Below are 17,603 nucleotides of genomic sequence, written 5' to 3'. Positions count from 1 at the left end.
TAGCCGGTTAGGCTCGCGATCGTGGTCACCGTACTGGGGTATGGCAACTGGACATCGCCGATCAGCGCCGCCGACGCGAGCGCCGTCACCGCGCCGCCGCACTGGGTGCGCGCGCACGGTGGCTTCACCTACTGGACCGAGGGCAGGCCCACCGAGGGCGGCCGGGTCACCCTGCTGCGCGGCCGGGCTGGCGCGGCGGCCGAGCAGGTGCTGGCCGCGCCGTGGAGCGCCCGCAACCGGCTGCACGAGTACGGCGGCGCGCCCTACACGGTGCTGACCACCGGCGACGGCGACCGGGTCGCCTTCACCGACTGGGCCGACCAGCGGATCCACCTGGTCGACGCGGCAGGCGGCGAACCGGTCCCGCTGACCCCGGCGCCCGAGCGGGAGCACGGCCTGCGCTACGGCGACCTGCGCCCCGGCCCCGACGGCGCCGAGATCTGGTGCGTCCGGGAGACCATCACCGGCGACCGCCCCACCGACCTGCTGCGCGAACTCATCGCGATCCCGGTCTCCGGCGCGGCCGCCACCGACCCCGCCGCGATCCGGGTGCTGGCCGCCAGTCACCGGTTCATGAGCGCGCCCCAGGCCAGCCCGGACGGCCGTCGGCTGGCCTGGATCGGCTGGAACCACCCAGCCATGCCCTGGGACGGCACCGAGCTGTGCGTGGCCGAACTGACCGGCGACGGCACCGCGGGGCCGCACCGGGTGGTGGCGGGCGGGGCGGCCGAGTCGGTCTGCCAGTTCGCCTGGGCCGATGACCACTCGCTGTACGCGATGACCGACCCGGACGGCTGGTGGAACCTCCACCGGGTGAGTCTGGACGGCACCCAGCGCGCCCTGCACCGGGCCGAGGCCGACTATGGCGGTCCACTGTGGACACTCGGCGCGGCCTGGTTCGTCCCGCTCGGCGACGGCAGACACCTGCTGCGCGGCCGGACCGGGCTCGCCGTGCTGAGCGAGGACACCGGCGAGCTGACCGCGCTGGACCTGCCGCTTCCGGTGTGGCGCACCACCTTCGCCAGGGACGGCGACCTGATCACCGGCGTCGCGGCGGGCCCGGCCACCGCACCCGCGGTGGCTCAGGTCGACCTGAGCACCGGACAGCTGACCATGCTCACCGACCAACCGGCCGGACTGCCCGATCCGGCCTACCTGCCGCCGGTGGTGGAGCGGATCTTCACCGGCCCGGACGGCGTCGGTGTCCCCGCCTACGTCTACCTGCCGCACAACCCCGACTTCACCGCCCCCGATGGCGAGCGCCCGCCGTTCCTGGTGCACGTGCACGGCGGCCCCACCGGCGAGGTCTCCCCCACGCTGAGCGCGGATTTCGCCTACTTCACCAGTCGCGGCATCGGCGTGGTCGCGGTCAACTACGGCGGTTCCAGCGGCTACGGCCGCGCCTTCCGCGACCGGTTGCGCGAGGCATGGGGTGTGGTCGACGTCCAGGACTGCGCCACCGTGGCCGAGGCACTGGCCGCCGAGGGCACCGCCGACCCGCTGCGGCTGGGCATCCGCGGCGGCAGCGCCGGCGGCTGGACCACCGCGGCCTCGCTGACCTCGGTGGCCACCTACCGCGGCGGCGCGGCCTACTTCCCGGTGCTGGACCTGCTGTCCTTCGCCGGGGGCGGCACCCACGACTTCGAGTCCCGCTACCTCGACGGCCTGGTCGGCGCGCTGCCCGAGGCCGAGGCGCGCTACCGGGAGCGCTCCCCGTCCAACCGGGTGGACCAGCTCGCCGGGCCGATCCTGCTGCTGCAGGGCCTGGAGGACCAGGTGTGCCCGCCCGAGCAGTGCGACCGGTTCCTGGAAGCCTTGGCGGGCAAGGGGATCCCGCACGCCTATCGATCGTTCGAGGGCGAGCAGCACGGGTTCCGGCGGGCGGAGAACATCCAGGCCGCGCTGGAGGCCGAGCTGTCCTTCTTCGGTCAGACCCTCGGGTTCAGCCCGGCCGGGGTGCCCGCGCTGGAGCTGCGTTCGTGAGCGGGCTGCGCCGACCGGCCAGGGTGCCGCGCGCCGGTCACGTGGCGGTGATCGCACCGGCCGGGCCGGTCCCGCCCGCCCAGCTGGACACCGGCATCGAGCAGCTCCAGTCCTGGGGGCTGACCGTCTCGGTCGGCGCGCACGTCCGGGACACTCACCCGGAGCTGGACTACCTGGCCGGGCTGGACGCCGACCGGGCCGCGGACTTCGTGTGGGCGTGGACGCGGCCGGAGTTCGACGCGGTGCTGTGCGCCCGCGGCGGCTACGGCTGTCAGCGGATGGTCGACCTGGTGCCGTGGGCGGAGCTGAAGTCGTTGCCGCCCAAGGTGTTCGCCGGATCCAGCGATGTCACCGCGCTGCACACCCGGATCGCGGCCGAACTGGGTCAGGTCACCCTGTTCGCGCCGATGACCGCCAGCGCCATGTTCACCGACGACCTGCCAGCCCGCGAACACCTGCGCTGGTCGCTGCTGGACCCGGCCGCGGTCGGCAAACTCGGCCGCGGCGCCGAACCGATCATCGGCGGTCAGGCGCGCGGGGTCACCGTCGGCGGCACGCTGAGCCTGCTCGCCGCCGATCTCGGCCTGCCCGCCGGGCACCGCCGGCGGCCACCGCCGGGGTCCCTGGCCGTGCTGGAGGACGTCACCGAGGATCCGTACCGCCTCGACGGCCTGCTCACCCACCTGCTGCGCTCGGGCTGGTTCGACGGGGTCACCGGCATCGCGCTCGGCTCCTGGACCTCCTGCGGGCCGATGCCGGAGGTGCGGGCGGTGCTGACCGACCGGCTCGGCGGGCTGGGCGTGCCGGTGGCCTGGGAGCTTGGGTTCGGGCACTGCGCCAACCAGCTCACTGTGCCGCTGGGCGTGTCCGCGTTGCTGGACGCCGACGCGGGCACCCTGCTGCTGGACGAACCCGCGCTGATCTAGAGAGCCTGGGCGGCGGTTGCGCCACGTGAGCGGCACCGCCGCTGAACGGCTCAACCGGGTGGTGACCCAAGGTCAGCAACAGCGCGCCCACCGGCCTGCCCGTCCGCGTGAACCCCGCCGGTCCACGCCCGGGATTCGCCTGCAACTACCGCCGCGGGTTCCCCGCACCGGATGACCTGAGCCCAGGTTTTTCATCCGGTGCGGTGGACTCGTGGCCACCCAGCGCGATGGACGCCGGTGTCGCGTTACTCCACGCCCCGGCCCCGCTCCGTCGGGGAATGCCCAGTCCACGCCGACAAGACCACGCTCGGTAGGTGGGTGCACGCCCATCAGCCAACCGATCGGGGAAGTCATGAAACGCACGGCCCGAGCATTCGCCGCCGCGGCGATCCTGGTTCTCGCCGCGTCCACCACCGCGGTCGCCGCGCCGTTACCGGCCAAACCCGCGCCCAGCCCGGTGACCAGCGCCAGCCCGCAGATCATCCCGGACCAGTTCATCGTCACCCTGACCAAGGGCGGCACCCTGGACTCGCTGGACAAGCTGCTGGACAGGTTCAGCCTCGGCATCCAGGTGAAGTTCCGCTACAGCGGCCTGTTCCTGGGCTTCGCGGCCAAGATCAGCCCGCTGGTGGTGCCGCTGCTGCGCGCGCTGCCGGAGATCGAGTCGGTGACCCCGGACGCGGAGATCAAGCTCGACCTGCCGCCGGCCAACGGCGGTTCGGCACGGGCGGTCGGCTCCTGGGGCCTGGACCGGATCAACCAGCGCTCGCTGCCGCTGGACGGCGCGTATTCGGTGTCCCGCAACGGATCCGGCGTCACCGCCTACATCGTGGACACCGGCATCCAGTTCGACCACCCGGACTTCCAGGGCCGGGCGCGCCCCGGTTTCGACGCGATCGGCGACGGCCGCAACGGCAACGACTGCAACGGCCACGGCACGCACGTGGCCGGCACGGTCGGCGGCGCGGTGTACGGGGTGGCCAAGGCGACCCGGCTGGTGGCGGTGCGGGTGCTGGGTTGTGACGGCCGAGGCAGCTGGGGCGGCATCATCGCCGGACTGGACTGGGTCGGCGCGAACGCGGTGCGACCAGCGGTGGCCAACCTGTCCCTGGGCGGCACCCCGGGCCTCGCCCAGGTCGACGACGCGGCGAACCGCTTGTCCGACAAGGGTGTTTTCGTGGCGGTGGCCGGCGGCAACTCCACCGACGACGCCTGCAAGTACAGCCCGGCCCGCGCGGCCCGGCCGATCACCATCGGCGCCACCACCGTCACCGACGGCTACGCCGGCTACAGCAACCGCGGCCAGTGCATCCAGCTGCTGGCCCCCGGCACCGACATCACCTCGGCCTGGCCCGGCAACCAGATCAAGACCATCAGCGGCACCAGCATGGCGACCCCGCACGTGGCCGGCGCGGCGGCGCTGTTCAAACAGGCCTTCGGCGACCAGCCCCAGGCCCCGATCATGAACTGGCTGTGGAACAACGGCACCCCGGACAAGATCGGCGGCACCCCCGCCGCGACCCCGAACCGACTCCTCTACACCGGCGGCCTGTGATCAGGCGCGGCGCACGGGCGGAGGCGCGCACAACCGCGCCTCCGCCCCACTTCCCAGCCGGTCAGCGCCCCAACTCGGCGAGCACCTCGTCGTTGAACGGCGTCCACGCCTGCACCGCCCACGGCCCGAAATCCCGATCGGCCAGCGCCACACACGCGACTTCCGCCGCCGGATCCACCCACAGGAAGGTCCCGGCCTGCCCGAAGTGGCCGTAGGTCCGCGGCGAGTTCCGCAACCCGGTCCAATGCGGCGACTTCTCCCCCCGGATCTCAAACCCCAGCCCCCAGTCACAGGGCTTGTGCATGCCATAACCAGGCACAACACCGTTCATCCCGGGAAAGGCCACCGAGGTCGCCTCAGCCACAGTCGCCGCCGACACCAGGGTAGGCCGCTGCAACTCAGCCGCGAACCGAACCAGATCCCCACACGTCGACACCGCCCCCGCCCCAGCCGACCCGGTCAACACCGACCCCGTCATCCCCAACGGCGCGAACACCGCTTCCTGGAGATACTCGGGAAACCCGATCCCGGAACTCTTCTCCAGGGTCTCCGCCAGCACCTCGAACCCCGTGTTCGAGTAGATCCGCCGAGCCCCCGGCTGCGCCTGCACCGCCGCGGAGTCGAAGGCCAGCCCCGAGGTGTGCGCCGCCAGATGCCGGACAGTCACCCCCGCCGGCCCAGCAGGCTGATCCCACTCCAACGCCCCCTCCTCCACCGCGACCAGCACGGCGTAGGCGGTCAGCGGCTTGGTCACCGAGGCCAGCCGAAAACTCCGATCCTGCGGCCCGTAGGTGCCCAGGACCGCGCCGTCCGCACGGACCACGGCCGCCGCGACATGCTCCACCGGCCACCGCTCAAGGACACCCAGACTCGTCAGGCTGCTCATACCCCTCAACCTAGGCAAGCCGACACGAGGTCGCCCGTTCGGGGGTCAACCCCACGCAAACGCCAACCCCACCGCCCCCCCACCCCCGCCCCAGCTCACGCCAACGCCAGCTCAACCGCCGCGATCGCATGCAGCCGGGTAGTCGGAAACAACGGCAACGCCGAGTCCCCCTCCCCCACCAACAACTCGATCTCGGTACACCCCAGGATGATCCCCTCCACCCCAGCCGCCGCCAACCGAGCCATGACCTCCCGAAACGCAACCCGCGACTCCGCCAGCACAACCCCCCGGCACAACTCCTCATAGATCACCCGATGCACCAGCGCCCGATCCGCGTCCCCCGGCACCACCACCTCAAGCCCATGCCCAGCCAGCCGCTCCCGATAGAACTCCTGCTCCATCGTGAACGCCGTCCCCAGCAACCCCACCCGCCGCACCCCCCGCGCGAGCACCGCCGCCGCAGTGGCATCCCCCAGGTGCAACAACGGAATCTCCACAGCCGCCGCAACCTGATCCGCGACCTTGTGCATCGTGTTCGTACACACCACGACGAAGTCCGCCCCAGCCCGCTCCAAGGCCCTGGCCGCCTGCCCAAGCCGTTCCCCGGCCCCGTCCCAGTCCTGCGCCCGCTGGAGTTCCTCGATCTCGGCGAAATCCACCGAGTACAGCACGCACCGCGCCGAGTGCAGACCACCAAGCCGATCCCGGACCAACTCGTTCACCAGGCGGTAGTAGATCGCGGAGGACTCCCAGCTCATGCCCCCGAGCAGGCCGATAGTGCGCATACCCGCCACGGTATCCGGTACCCGGCTCGATGATCACAACCGCGGCCGCCGGGTGCACGCACCCACGCACGTGCACCCGCGCCCGCGCCCGCACACGAGGGCCACCACCGGCGACCAGCGGTGCCGGAGTCCCAGCCCGGCTCACCGCCGGCCCACTCGCACTGGCCCGATCAACGCCGATCTGCCCGCCGCCGACCCCCTGGCCGCAAGCCTGCCCGACGCCGACTCGCCCCCCCGGTGGTGGCGGATCGCTCGCCGGTGATCCACCGGCACCGCCGAGCCGACCATGACCACCATCGAAGCCGCGGTAGCCGTGACCCCACCGCCGTGGCCCTCAACCGCGGTGGCCCTCACTGCCATGACGCCCACCGCCATTGTCGCCACCGCAGTGGTCGCCGACGCCGTGGCCATCGAAGCCGTGATCGCCGCCGTGATCGCCCCGGCCACACCCGACGGCCCCAGCCGCCTGGCGTCTCCACGGAACACCATCCGGCTCAACGGCCAGCTCCCGCCCCCAGGCACCCACCGCGACAGCCGCCGCCCACAGCGACAACCAGCGCCCACAGCCTCACTGAGCCCCCGCGCCCACTCACCAAGCACCTGTGCCAACACCCGTGCCCAGGCCCCGTGTGCCGAGACGCAGAGATTCGGTCGCCCAACCGTCGCCCAACCGCGCCTCCGGCCCTCCGCCCCGCACACCGCTCTCTAGCGGAACGCAAAAACCCGCGTTTTGGTTGCCTTCATGTTCCACTCTCCCACCCGATCAGGTGATCCAATCCCGTCCATCCCAAGCCCCACCAGCCAAAACGCCACCGCAACTACCTCCGTTCGAGAATCATCGGCAGCGACACCGGATGGTGCGTTGTATAAGCCGCCGACCGCACCCGGCTCCCCGGCGCCAACCGCAACCGCCACCCCGCCGCGATCGTCGCCGTCGCGATCATCATCTCCGCGATCGCGAACCGCTCCCCGATGCACCTGTGCCGCCCCCCGCCAAAAGGCAGATACGTACCCGCCGCGGGCGGCCTCGCCCACCGATCCGGATCGAACTCCAGCGGGCGCGGGTGATGGCGCGGATCGCGGTGGAGTGCGAGTGGGCTGTACACGACTTCCGTTCCGGGCCGGGCCAGTGCCGGGCCGAGTTGGACCTCGGCCTGGGCGGCGCGCATCGACATCGGTACCGGGTTGTGCAGGCGCAGGGTCTCGTCGACCACTCGGCGCAGGTACGGCAGGCGGGGTAGGTCGGCGAAGGTGATGGGGTGGCCGGCCAGTTCAGTGTCCAGTTCGGTGTGGAGCTGGGATTCGACCTCCGGGTGCTGGGACAGTTCCAGGAACAGCCAGGACAGCGAGACCGCGGCGGTCTCGGTGCCTGCGACGAGCAGGGTCATGATCTCGTCGCGGGCCTGTTGGCGGCTCATGCCCTTGCCGGTGTCGTCGTGGCGGGCGTTGAGCAGCATGGACAACAGGTCGCCGCGATCGGTGTCGTCGTCGGCGTAGCTGGACAGGATGCGGTCGATGATCGCGTCGAGACGCCTGCCCGCCACGTCGTAGCGGCGGGACGTCCAGGCAGGCATCCAGGGCAGCGGGTTCAGGGAGCGGGTGACCGCGCCCTGCAGCACCAGGGGCAGGGATCGGTGGATCTCCGCGGCGGCCTGCTCGCCCAGGTCGCTGTGGAAGAGGGTTTTGCCGATGATGTGCGGGGTCACCGCGTACATGGCCTTTTCCCAGGCGATCCGCTGCCCCGACCGCCAGCCCTTGGTCATCCGCTCCACCTCGGCGCGCATCACCTCGCCGTACCCGGCCAGGCGCTGCTGGTGGAAGGCCGGGCTCATCAGCCTGCGCTGACGCAGGTGGAACTCGCCGTCGGAGGTGGCCACGCCGTTGCCGAAGAACGGGCGGGTCTTGCGGAAGATGCGGCCCTTGGTGAACTTGTCCGCCTCGGTGACGAGCACCTGGTGGATCAGCGCCGGATCGGTCAGCAGCAACGCCTCCATCGGACCGAAGTAGATGCGCACCACCGGTCCGAGATCGAGCAGCGAGGAGTAGAAACCGACCTGGTCCCACGCCAGATAGGGCAGGTGGCCCAGACCGGGCAGCCGATGGGGGGCGACGGGGAGGATGGTGGTCATGGCGGGTCAGGTCTGGGCGAGCCAGTTCTGCGCCAGGGTGCTGGCGCCGACGCCCTCGGGGTCGTCGCCGACATAGGTCTCGCGGCTGGCCGCGAGCCATTCCTGGCGGCTGATCTTGCCGTCGCCGTCGGTGTCGATCTGTTGGAACAGCGCGGTCGCGCCCTCCTTGGGCAGGCCGCTGGCGACGTAGAGCGTGACCAGTTCCTCCTCATCGAGGACTTCGTCACCGTCCGTGTCCGCCGCGTCGAAGGCGGTCAGACCGACCGAGAGCACCCGGTCCAGATACCCGGGCTCGGCCATCATGCCCTTCTCGAAGGCGGAGATGAACGAGGGCCGGTCCACCAGGCCGATGTCGCCGTGGCCGGCGTCGTGTTGCAACTGCGCCCACCACCGTCGATAAGCCTGCAGGTAGAGCACGCATTTCGGGTCGTCGACGGTCATCCCGAGGCGAGCGATCACGGTCAGCGCGATGCGCTCCATGTCCGCCCACTCGATGCGGCCGAGGCCGCTGTGGTCGAACACGTCGAACAGCGCGCCGATGTTCTCGCGCTGCAACGCACTGAGCATGGTCATCTCCTGAAGCCGTGGCGAAGTGGTCACGCAGAGATACAGCATGCCAAGACTCAGTGACGTGTTCGAGCGCTGAGCGGGTCAACCGCGGCATCCGCCCGCATCAGGTGAACGAGGACTCCCCGATCAGCTTATGAACGGAAGATGCACACCATCAATGGCGAAGAACCACGTGCTCCAGTCGGGAAAACGGCGGTTCAGACGTTGGAAGTGGTCACTGAGCGCATCCGGATAGCTCCAGTCACCCAGCAACAGCTGCGCGCCAGCCACGATTTCCGGCAGATCGGCGGCGAAACGGGCCTGGCTCATGCTGGGTGCGTGGGGCCCGCCGGGCTCGTCGACCGGGTCGGGGTCGGCGGCGAACATGCTGTAGCAGGGGAAGCGTTCCCGGTCGGGCAGCACCGAGTAGAACGGCACCCCGTTGAAGTAGTACTCGGGCCACCGGTTACCGGAGAGCGCCAGCCATGGCACGCCGAGAGCGCTCGCGGTGAAGGAGAAGCCCGAGTGCGGGGAGATCAGCAGGTCGCAGGCGGCCAGCGCGCCGAGTTGGTCGACCAGGGGCACGTCCACCGCGGCCACGCTGGGGAAGGCGGTGCGCAGCCGGTCGAGTTCGCCCGCGCCGAAGCTGGTGCCGGTGCGCCCGTCCCCGGTGTCGAGCTTGCCCAGGAAGCAGAACCGCGCGCCGGGGAACTTCTCCGCCAGGCCGCCGAGGATGAGTTCCCAGGAGGCCGTGGACGGGTAGTACTCGCGGGGTGCGCTGCCGCCGGGCAGCACCGCGATCTTCACCGGCGCGTCGCCGAGCAGCGCCGCGCCCCGGTCCAGTTCGGCGCGCGGCAGGTTCAGGCGCAGTTCCTGGTGCGGCCGGTAGGACGGGCCGATCTTGACCAGGCCCGCGGAACCGGTGCCCTTGGCCGCGCGGAAGTGGGTGGCGGCGGTGTCGTAGTAGCGGGCCAGCCCGGGGAACAGCTCCCGTTGGACGTCCTGGGTGCCGCGCAGGTCGCCGACCACCCAGTCCCAGTCCCTCGGGATCCCGGCCAGCGCGGGCGCGGCGTCGAAGTCGCCGTCGAAGAGGTCCACCTCGACCTCGAACACCTCGTCGACGCAGTCGCAGAAGGACGCCAGCTCGACCGGGGTCTTCTTGTTGAGTACCAACGCGATCCGCCGGTCCGGATCGGCCAGGTGGTAGCCGTGCGCGTAGTGCAGGGCCTCGATCGCGTGGCCGACGTTGTGGGCGTAGACGAAGTTCACCAGAACGGACTCGGTAGCCATCGCCGCCGATCATGCTCCCGCCGTCCGGCCGGAGCCAACCGGGTTTGCGCCGCCCTAGGATCGCGGGATGAGTGCGGCGGACTTCGGCAGCAGTGACTGGGCCTGGCTCAACGAGCCACCCAGGTGGAGTGTGGCGGACGGGCGGCTGACCGTGCGGACCGCACCGGACACCGACTTCTGGCGCGTCACCCATTACGGTTTCATCCGCGATACCGGGCACTTTCTCGGCCGCCGGGTCGCCGGGGATTTCACCGCGTCGGTGACCTTCCGCGGCGACTACCACGACCGCTACGACCAGGCCGGGTTGATGATCCGCCTCGACGAGCGGAACTGGATCAAGACCGGCATCGAACTAGACGGCAGGCTGTGGCTGAGCGCGGTCGCCACCAGGGAGTTCTCCGACTGGTCGGTGCTGCCCGCGCCGGGTGGGCTGCGCGAGGTGCGGTTGTCGGTGCAGCGCTCCGGCGACGCGGTGACCGTGCGCTACGGCGTGGACGGTGCGGCCCCGGAGACCATGTTGCGACTGGCCTACCTGCCGCCGAAACGGCCCGCCTGGATCGGCCCGATGTGCGCCTCCCCGGACGGCACCGGGTTCACCGCCACCTTCACCGATTTCACCCTGACCACGTAGGGGCTGTGCCATAGTGGCCGACGTCAACCATTAGTCAGCGCCAGGTCGGTTGGTGGAGCGCGCTGGGACCTTGAGAGAGGACCAGTATGTCCACCAACCAGTTCGACTCGCTCGATGCCGCCTATGTGCCGGATCCCGCGGTCGAGATCCCCGCGATCATCGAGGCTTTCCTGACCCGCCTCACCGAATTGGCTCCCGGCTTCGACCCGGCCGCGGCCCAGTCGCTGGCCGCGGAACTGGCTGAAGCCCAGTCCCACCGGATCGTCGACGAGGCGGCTCGGTACAACATCGCGCTGTCCACCACGGTGCTGGCCGCGTTCCGGCTGCTGCCCGGTGGCACCGACCGGCACACGCTGCTGCGGCGTGCGCTGAACGAACCCTTCGCCGAGCAGATCGCCCAGGGCACCCGGTACGCCCTGGACTACGCCGAGGACGCCTTCAGCACCATGGTCGCGATCAGCAAGACTCGCGAGGAACACGCCTTCGGCGCTGGTTTCACCTTCCACCGCGCGGCCGATGACGACCGCGAGTACCTGCTGGAAGTGCGGCAATGCCTCTACCACGAGGTGCTCAAGGCACACGATGCCGCGGAGCTGACGCCGGTGCTGTGCGAGTGGGACGAGAGCTGGATGGGCGCGATCGATCCAGCCCGGCACGGCCTGACCTTCGAACGGAGGACCACGCTGGGCCTGGGCGGCACGCACTGCCCGTTCTCGTTCCGGCGTAGCTGAGCGCGGAACCGGGGCCGGTATGTCCACAGTGGACTACCGGCCCCGGCTCTCAGTTCTGTCTAGCCCTTGTACTTCTTCAGTTCCCGCCGCGCCAGCGAGGCCAGGTGCACCTCGTCCGGACCGTCGGCCAGTCGCAGTGTGCGGCCCTGCGCCCACAGGTGCGCCAGCGGCAGGTCCTGGCTGACCCCGCCCGCGCCGTGCGCCTGGATCGCCTTGTCCACCACCCATTCGGTCATCCGCGGGGTGGCGATCTTGATCGCCTGGATCTCGGTGTGCGCGCCCTTGTTGCCCACGGTGTCCATCAGCCACGCGGTCTTGAGCACCAGCAGGCGGGTCTGCTCGATGCGCACCCGGGATTCGGCGATCCACTCCCGCACCACGCCCTGCTCGGCCAGCGGTTTGCCGAAGGCGACCCGGTCCAGCGCGCGCTGGCACATCAGTTCCAGGGCACGCTCGGCCATGCCGATCAACCGCATGCAGTGGTGGATCCGGCCGGGCCCGAGCCGGGCCTGCGCGATGGCGAACCCGTCGCCCTCACCGGCGACCAGGTTCTCCGCGGGCACCCGGACGTTGGTGAACACGACCTCGGCGTGCCCGCCGTGCGCGCCGTCGGTGTAGCCGAAGACGTGCATGCCGCGCTTGATGTCCACACCGGGGGTGTCCGACGGGACGATGATCATGCTCTGCTGGCGGTGCCGTTCCGCGCCGGGATCGGTCTTGCCCATGACGATGAGCACCGCGCAGTCCGGGCTCATCGCACCGGAGGCGAACCACTTGCGGCCGTTGACCACGTAGTGGTCGCCGTCGCGGTCGATCCGGGTGGCGATGTTGCTCGCGTCGGAGGAGGCCACCTCCGGCTCGGTCATGCAGAAGGCGGAGCGGATCTGCCCGCCCAGCAACGGTTCCAGCCACCGCCGCTGCTGTGCCTCGGAGCCGAACTCGGCCAGCAGTTCCATGTTGCCGGTGTCCGGCGCGGCGCAGTTGAGCGCCTCAGGGGCCAGGCCGGGGCTGTGGCCGGTGATCTCGGCCAGCGAGGCGTACTGCAGGTTGGTCAGGCCCGCGCCGTGCGCGCCGGGCAGGAACAGGTTCCACAGGCCACGCCTGCGCGCCTCCTCCTTGAGGTCCTCCATCACTGACGGCCGGTCCCACTCCGCGCCGGGCGCGACGTCCTTGCCGAGCAGCTCCTGCTCGGCCGGGTAGATGTGGGAATCCATGAACGCCAGCAGCTTCTCGCGCAGTTCGAGGGTGCGCTCGTCGAGGGCGAAGTCCATCTAGCTCTCCTCTGCCAGTGCGTTCAGCCCGCTGCTCACCAGCAGGGGCGTGAGTTTGCCGATCTTGTCGAAGCCCGCGCCGACGGTCTGGCCGGCCACGAACCGGAAGTGGATGCCCTCCACGATCACCGCGAGCTTGAAGAAGCTCAGTGCCACGTACCAGTTCAGCCGCCCGACATCGTGGCCGCTGCGCTGGGCGTAGTGCGCGATCAGCTCGTCGGTGCCGGCCAGTCCGGGCACAGAGTTGCTGCCGGAGATCTCCTCGCCCGCGGTGCCGAGGTCGTGGTTGTAGACCACGAGCAGGCCCAGGTCGGTCAGCGGGTCACCGAGGGTGGACATCTCCCAGTCCAGCACCCCGGTGATGCCCAGCGGATCCGCACCGACCAGGACGTTGCCCAGCCGGTAGTCGCCGTGCACGATCGCGGGCTCGCCCGAGACCGGGATCCGCGCGCCGAGCTGGGCGTGCAGGTCGTCGATCCCGGCCAGTTCCCGGCTCCGCGAGGCGTCCAACTGCTTCTTCCACCGGTTGACCTGCCGGGTCAGGAACCCGTCCGGTCGCCCGAAATCCGTCAGGCCCACCGACTCCGGCGCCACGGCGTGCAGGTCGGCCAGCACCTCCACCAGCTCGAGCGAGAGCGCCCGCGCCTGTTCCGGCCGCAGCCAGGCGGCGTCGGACCGGGTGCGCAACACCTGCCCTGGCGTCCGGTCCATGAGGTAGAAGGGCGCGCCCAGCACCCCGGGGTCGGTGCAGAGCAGCACGGTGGTCGGCACCGGCACCGCGGTGTCCCGCAACGCGGTGATCACCCGGTACTCCCGGCCCATGTCGTGCGCGGTGGCCAGCACATGCCCGAGCGGCGGCCGCCGCAACACCCAGTCGTGCACCCCGTCGCTGACGGAGTAGGTCAGGTTGGACCGCCCGCCCGCGATGAGTTCAGCGGTCAGTTCCCCGGCGCGCAGCCCGGGTCGCTGCTCGTCGAGGTAGGTGCGGAATCGTCCGAGGTCAAGGCCTGGCAGCTCCTCGGCCCCGCCCGCGGAGGCCCCGGCCCCATCCTGGGTCCGGGCCCTCTCCGGGGCCCCTACTCCTTCTTGGGCCCCGGCCTTCTCCTGCGTCCCGAGCTTGCTCAGCGACCCGTCCTTGCCCAGGGTCGCGGGCTTGCCCGTATTCTCCGGTCCGCTCATGCCGATCCTCCCGCCAGCCCCGGCGCGAGCGCCGTCACAGCCGCGATGGTGCTGGCCGCGTCGGTGTGCCACACCCCGTGCATGCCCACCGCCCGCGCGCCCAGCACGTTCGGCTCCGCGTCGTCGACGAACACACAGCGCCCAGCGGGCAGCCCCAGCCGCTCCAGGGTGTACTCGTAGATCGCCGCGTCGGGTTTGCGCAACCCGACATCGCCGCTGATCACGATCACCTCGCACAGCTCGCGCAGCCGCTCCATCGGGTAGCCGCCACCCCAGCTGTTGGACAGCAGCGCGGTGCGCAACCCGGCTTCGCGGGCATCCCGCAGCAGGTCGAGCATCGCCTCGTCCGGGCCCACCCCGGCGAACATCCGCCGGATCAGTCCCTTGGAGTCGATGGCCCTGCCGTCCACGGTGGTGAGCCGGGCGGCCAGGTGCCGCTCGAACTCGCCGGTGTCCAGCTCGCCGGTCTCCAGCAGGTGGATCGGGTTGCCGGGCTCGGCCCGCGCGCCCAGCCAGTCACCGAGCAGGCCGCGCAGGCTGTCCTGGGTGATGCCGTCGGTCTCGCACCAGTCGCGGAAGGACGACCGGATCGAGGTGGTCAGCACCCCGCCGTAGTCCACCACCAGCGCGTCGATCTCTCGGGTGTCCGTCAATGCCACCCCACGGAGGCTACCGACCGGTTGGAATGTCGGCAATGCCGCTCATCGGGTGCAGCGAATCACCCCACTTAGTGGCACTATCAGCACTGTGTCAGCACGATCCGAGTCCGCACCGACCGACCGGTTTGTCCCAGAGCGACTGGTCGAGGCCGCAACCCGCCTGTTCGCCGACAAGGGCTACCCGGCCACCTCGGTCCAGGAGATCGCCGATGCCGCCGGGGTGACCAAGGGCGGGCTCTACCACTACTTCAAGTCCAAGGCAGAGCTGCTGCACGAGGTCTACCGGCGCCTGCTGTTCCTGCAGACCTACCGCCTCGAACAGATCGCGACCAGCTCGGGCTCGCCGGCCGAACGCCTGCGCGCCGCCGCCGAGGACGTGGTGACCAGCAGCGCGAACAGCCTGCGCGAGGTGACGGTGTTCTTCCGCGAGATGCACCACCTCCCGCCGACCACCCTGGCCACGGTCCGCGCCGAACGCCGCCGCTACCACGAGCGCTTCCGCGGCCTGGTCGAGGAAGGCCAGCGCGTCGGCGAGTTCCGCCCGGACATCTCGGCGGACCTGGTCACGCACTCCTTCTTCGGCGCCATCCACCACATGGCGGTCTGGTACCGCCCGAGCGGCCCGAAGAGCGTCACCGAGATCGGCGCGGACTTCACCGAGCTGCTGCTCAGCTCACTCCGCCCAGTCACACCGGCTACCTGACCGGCACCGGCGAGGTCGCCGCCCCCAAGCCCACCACGCGGGCTCTGACCCGGCGCCGCCAGCACGGTCCGGCCGCCCTAACCCAGGTCAGTCCGGCTCTCGGCCAGTCCGCCGAGATCACTCACCCAGAGCGCGGCCCTGGCCACCTCGGCCATGGCCACCGCCTCGCAGCCGCCACACAGTTCCGACCTGTCAGGCCGGTTCGCGACTGGTCACGTCCTGCCCCAGCCACTGCCCGAGCAAGTCAGGCCGACGACCCGGCCCAGCCGGACGCCACCAGTCTCAGTACCGTGCCAACCTGCCCGGCTACGCCAGTTCATCAGGCGGGAGTGCACTGAAACCCAGCCCGACACGGCCCGCACCGTGCCGATCCTTCGCCAGTTCGGGTCGCCGCCCATCGCCCTGACCGCCGTCCGCGCTGACGGTCATGTCCACGACGGTCGCCTGCCCGTCACTCCAGGCCCTCGCCACCGGAACGTGTCACCAGAGTGGCCGCAGTCCGACCGGTCGCCCTGAATCGCGCACGTAGGCCCAGAGCGAGAATCGCACTTCGTCCAGCGCCTGCTTACCAACCAGTTGTTCCCAACGTTCCTCCTCCTCCATCCACATCAGCTCGACTTCGCGGATGCACTGCCGGCCTCGTTCGGTCAGTTCGACGATCTTGGCGCGGCCATCGTCCGGATGTGGGCGCCGTGTCACGAAACCCTGGTTCTCCAGCTCCTCCACGAGCTGCACCGCCGCCTGCTTGGTGACCCCAAGATGGATCGCCAGCGCCACCGCGGTCGTCGTGGGATTGCAGGACAGGAAGTTGAACGCGTATCCGTAGGCGGGCCGCAGCCCGGGATACCCCTGCTCGTCCATCCGCGTGTGCACGCGGTCGTTCATCAATCGGAACACCATCGCGAGCGTCACAGGAAGCTGCCCCTCGGCCATGGCGCCACCCTAGATCCGCTCGTTCGCCCATCTGCATTCAACACCGACTTGCGCGATGTGGTCAAGCTGCTTTACCTTCAATCTCGACAAGCCGCTTGACCATCTCACTGGAGGGACACATGACCAGAACCAACCCCGGACCGACGTTCTCCTTGGGGGTCAACACATTCAGCCCTCGCGAAGAGGGTTTCGCGTCGGCGGGAGACCCGCTGACCGCGACCGTGGACAGGGTCGAACGGATGGTCACGCCGGGCATGACGCCGACCGTCGCCCCCGGTGCGCTGTTCGCCCTACGCGACACCGCCGAGTGCCCGCGCTCGGTCCTGGCGTGCACGAGCGCGGGCATCTCGGCGGAGCTGCACGGTCAGGTGTTCGTGCCCCCGTAGGCGTAGTAAGGAGGCAGATCACGTACCCAGCCAGAGGAGTCGGTCAACTCCGCCGCGCGCGCAACACGGTCGCGGTCGCCTCGTCGGCGGGGAAGAACGACTCGATCGCCAGTTCGGAGACGGTGATGTCCGCCGGTGTGCCGAATGTGGCGACCATGCTGAAGAAGGTCAGCTCCCGGCCCTCGTGGCGCACGCGTAGCGGCACCACCACCTCGCCCGGTCCGGGCAGCTCGATCTCCGGCTCCGGCTCGGCGCACGGATAGCCGGACAGTTCCTCGTACAGCTCGGTCAACACCGGATCGGCGGTCATCGCCACCTGCCGCCGCAGCCGGCCCAGCAAATGTGCCCGCCACTCCCCCAGGTTCGCGATCCGCGACGCGAGCCCTTCGGGATGCAGGCTGGCACGCAACACGTTCACCGGTGGCATCAGCAGGTCCGGTCGCACCGACTCGGTCAGCACCCCGATGCTGGCGTTGGCCTCGACCATGGTCCAGGCCCGGTCGATGACGATGGCCGGGTAGGGCTCATGGGCGGTGAGGATCTGCCGCACCGCGGTCCGGACCGCGGTCATATGCGGCGAATCCAGTGCCGACTCGGCGTAGACCGGCGCGTATCCAGCAGCGAGAAGGAGGTGATTGCGTTCCCGCAGTGGCAGTTCCAGTTGCTCGGCCAGGTGCAGGAGCATGTCCCGGCTTGGTGTGGACCGCCCGGTCTCCACGAAGCTGAGGTGCCGGGTGGAGATGTCGGCCCGCACCGACAACTCGAGTTGGCTGAGCCGCCTGCGGTCCCGCCACTCACGGAGCAGTTCGCCGACCGGCCGCGTGGTCTGGGTCGTGGTGGCCACACGACCTGGCCCAGGCCGGGAACGCTGAACCGTACCGGCGAGCGTCGTGCCCGACGCGGACGGCGGAGACGCGGTCGCGGCGCCTTCGTGCCGGCCATTCCTGGCCGGAGCGGTCCTGCCACCGACGGCGGGCTCGCCGCGGCCGTCGCGAGCGGGACTGCCT

Annotated in this window: 17 protein-coding genes; 7 read left to right on the top strand and 10 right to left on the bottom strand. The window is 70.4% G+C overall.

Annotated elements, in window-relative coordinates:
* The first annotated feature begins 21 nt into the window (after positions 1-21).
* The 3 genes from HNR67_RS26445 to HNR67_RS26435 all read left to right on the top strand — a co-directional run bounded on the left by HNR67_RS26445 (position 22) and on the right by HNR67_RS26435 (position 4,464).
* Entirely contained in the window at positions 22-1,983 is a 1,962-nt protein-coding gene (locus HNR67_RS26445) for a dipeptidyl-peptidase 5 (protein WP_185004918.1), read from the top strand.
* Positions 1,980-2,909 (top strand): S66 peptidase family protein, encoded by a 930-nt coding sequence (locus tag HNR67_RS26440; RefSeq protein ID WP_185004917.1) that lies wholly within the window; start codon positions 1,980-1,982, stop codon positions 2,907-2,909. The genes HNR67_RS26445 and HNR67_RS26440 overlap by 4 nt, the downstream gene beginning before the upstream one ends.
* 352 nt (positions 2,910-3,261) lie before the next feature.
* Positions 3,262-4,464 carry a S8 family peptidase gene (locus tag HNR67_RS26435; protein ID WP_185004916.1) on the top strand — a complete coding sequence of 401 codons (1,203 nt, stop codon included), beginning with the start codon at positions 3,262-3,264 and terminating at the stop codon, positions 4,462-4,464.
* A gap of 61 nt (positions 4,465-4,525) precedes the next feature.
* On the opposite strand, the gene HNR67_RS26430 is transcribed toward HNR67_RS26435, so the two are convergent.
* The 5 genes from HNR67_RS26430 to HNR67_RS26410 form a co-directional block, all read right to left on the bottom strand.
* Positions 4,526-5,350: a serine hydrolase domain-containing protein gene (locus HNR67_RS26430; protein ID WP_185004915.1), complete on the bottom strand. Its 825-nt coding sequence runs from the start codon at positions 5,348-5,350 to the stop codon at positions 4,526-4,528.
* A gap of 95 nt (positions 5,351-5,445) precedes the next feature.
* Positions 5,446-6,135 carry an aspartate/glutamate racemase family protein gene (locus tag HNR67_RS26425; RefSeq protein WP_185011119.1) on the bottom strand — a complete coding sequence of 230 codons (690 nt, stop codon included), beginning with the start codon at positions 6,133-6,135 and terminating at the stop codon, positions 5,446-5,448.
* A gap of 818 nt (positions 6,136-6,953) precedes the next feature.
* On the bottom strand, positions 6,954-8,264 hold the full coding sequence (locus HNR67_RS26420; RefSeq protein WP_185004914.1) for a cytochrome P450: 1,311 nt from the start codon (positions 8,262-8,264) through the stop codon (positions 6,954-6,956).
* A gap of 6 nt (positions 8,265-8,270) precedes the next feature.
* Positions 8,271-8,837 (bottom strand): EF-hand domain-containing protein, encoded by a 567-nt coding sequence (locus tag HNR67_RS26415; protein ID WP_221490060.1) that lies wholly within the window; start codon positions 8,835-8,837, stop codon positions 8,271-8,273.
* 123 nt (positions 8,838-8,960) lie between these two features.
* Positions 8,961-10,103 carry a glycosyltransferase family 9 protein gene (locus tag HNR67_RS26410; RefSeq protein WP_185004912.1) on the bottom strand — a complete coding sequence of 381 codons (1,143 nt, stop codon included), beginning with the start codon at positions 10,101-10,103 and terminating at the stop codon, positions 8,961-8,963.
* 67 nt (positions 10,104-10,170) lie between these two features.
* Here HNR67_RS26410 and HNR67_RS26405 point away from each other — a divergent pair, with 67 nt between their 5' ends.
* Positions 10,171-10,734 (top strand): DUF1349 domain-containing protein, encoded by a 564-nt coding sequence (locus HNR67_RS26405; protein WP_185004911.1) that lies wholly within the window; start codon positions 10,171-10,173, stop codon positions 10,732-10,734.
* A gap of 86 nt (positions 10,735-10,820) precedes the next feature.
* A complete protein-coding gene (locus tag HNR67_RS26400) occupies positions 10,821-11,465 on the top strand; it encodes an L-2-amino-thiazoline-4-carboxylic acid hydrolase (RefSeq protein WP_185004910.1) in 645 nt (214 codons plus the stop codon).
* Positions 11,466-11,524: 59 nt separating this feature from the next.
* On the opposite strand, the gene HNR67_RS26395 is transcribed toward HNR67_RS26400, so the two are convergent.
* From HNR67_RS26395 to HNR67_RS26385, 3 genes are read right to left on the bottom strand one after another with little or no spacing between them, the layout of a single operon-like run.
* A complete protein-coding gene (locus tag HNR67_RS26395) occupies positions 11,525-12,736 on the bottom strand; it encodes an acyl-CoA dehydrogenase family protein (RefSeq protein ID WP_185004909.1) in 1,212 nt (403 codons plus the stop codon).
* Positions 12,737-13,915: a phosphotransferase family protein gene (locus tag HNR67_RS26390; protein ID WP_185004908.1), complete on the bottom strand. Its 1,179-nt coding sequence runs from the start codon at positions 13,913-13,915 to the stop codon at positions 12,737-12,739.
* The gene (locus HNR67_RS26385) at positions 13,912-14,574 is read right to left on the bottom strand and encodes an HAD family hydrolase (RefSeq protein WP_312988090.1); all 663 of its coding nucleotides are present in this window, start codon (positions 14,572-14,574) and stop codon (positions 13,912-13,914) included. The genes HNR67_RS26390 and HNR67_RS26385 overlap by 4 nt, the downstream gene beginning before the upstream one ends.
* A gap of 88 nt (positions 14,575-14,662) precedes the next feature.
* Here HNR67_RS26385 and HNR67_RS26380 point away from each other — a divergent pair, with 88 nt between their 5' ends.
* Entirely contained in the window at positions 14,663-15,277 is a 615-nt protein-coding gene (locus tag HNR67_RS26380) for a TetR/AcrR family transcriptional regulator (protein ID WP_185004907.1), read from the top strand.
* 480 nt (positions 15,278-15,757) lie between these two features.
* Here HNR67_RS26380 and HNR67_RS26375 read toward each other — a convergent pair whose 3' ends face one another.
* Complete coding sequence (locus HNR67_RS26375; protein ID WP_185004906.1) at positions 15,758-16,210, bottom strand: MarR family winged helix-turn-helix transcriptional regulator; 453 nt, start codon at positions 16,208-16,210, stop codon at positions 15,758-15,760.
* 119 nt (positions 16,211-16,329) lie between these two features.
* Here HNR67_RS26375 and HNR67_RS26370 point away from each other — a divergent pair, with 119 nt between their 5' ends.
* Positions 16,330-16,596 (top strand): hypothetical protein, encoded by a 267-nt coding sequence (locus tag HNR67_RS26370; RefSeq protein WP_185004905.1) that lies wholly within the window; start codon positions 16,330-16,332, stop codon positions 16,594-16,596.
* Positions 16,597-16,639: 43 nt separating this feature from the next.
* Here HNR67_RS26370 and HNR67_RS26365 read toward each other — a convergent pair whose 3' ends face one another.
* A complete protein-coding gene (locus tag HNR67_RS26365) occupies positions 16,640-17,440 on the bottom strand; it encodes a helix-turn-helix domain-containing protein (protein ID WP_312988087.1) in 801 nt (266 codons plus the stop codon).
* Between the last annotated feature and the right edge of the window lie 163 nt (positions 17,441-17,603).

It is taken from the genome of Crossiella cryophila (assembly GCF_014204915.1).
GTDB lineage: Bacteria > Actinomycetota > Actinomycetes > Mycobacteriales > Pseudonocardiaceae > Crossiella > Crossiella cryophila.
Note: the sequence above shows the minus strand (reverse complement) of the source record. Positions and strands in the feature narration are given on the sequence as shown.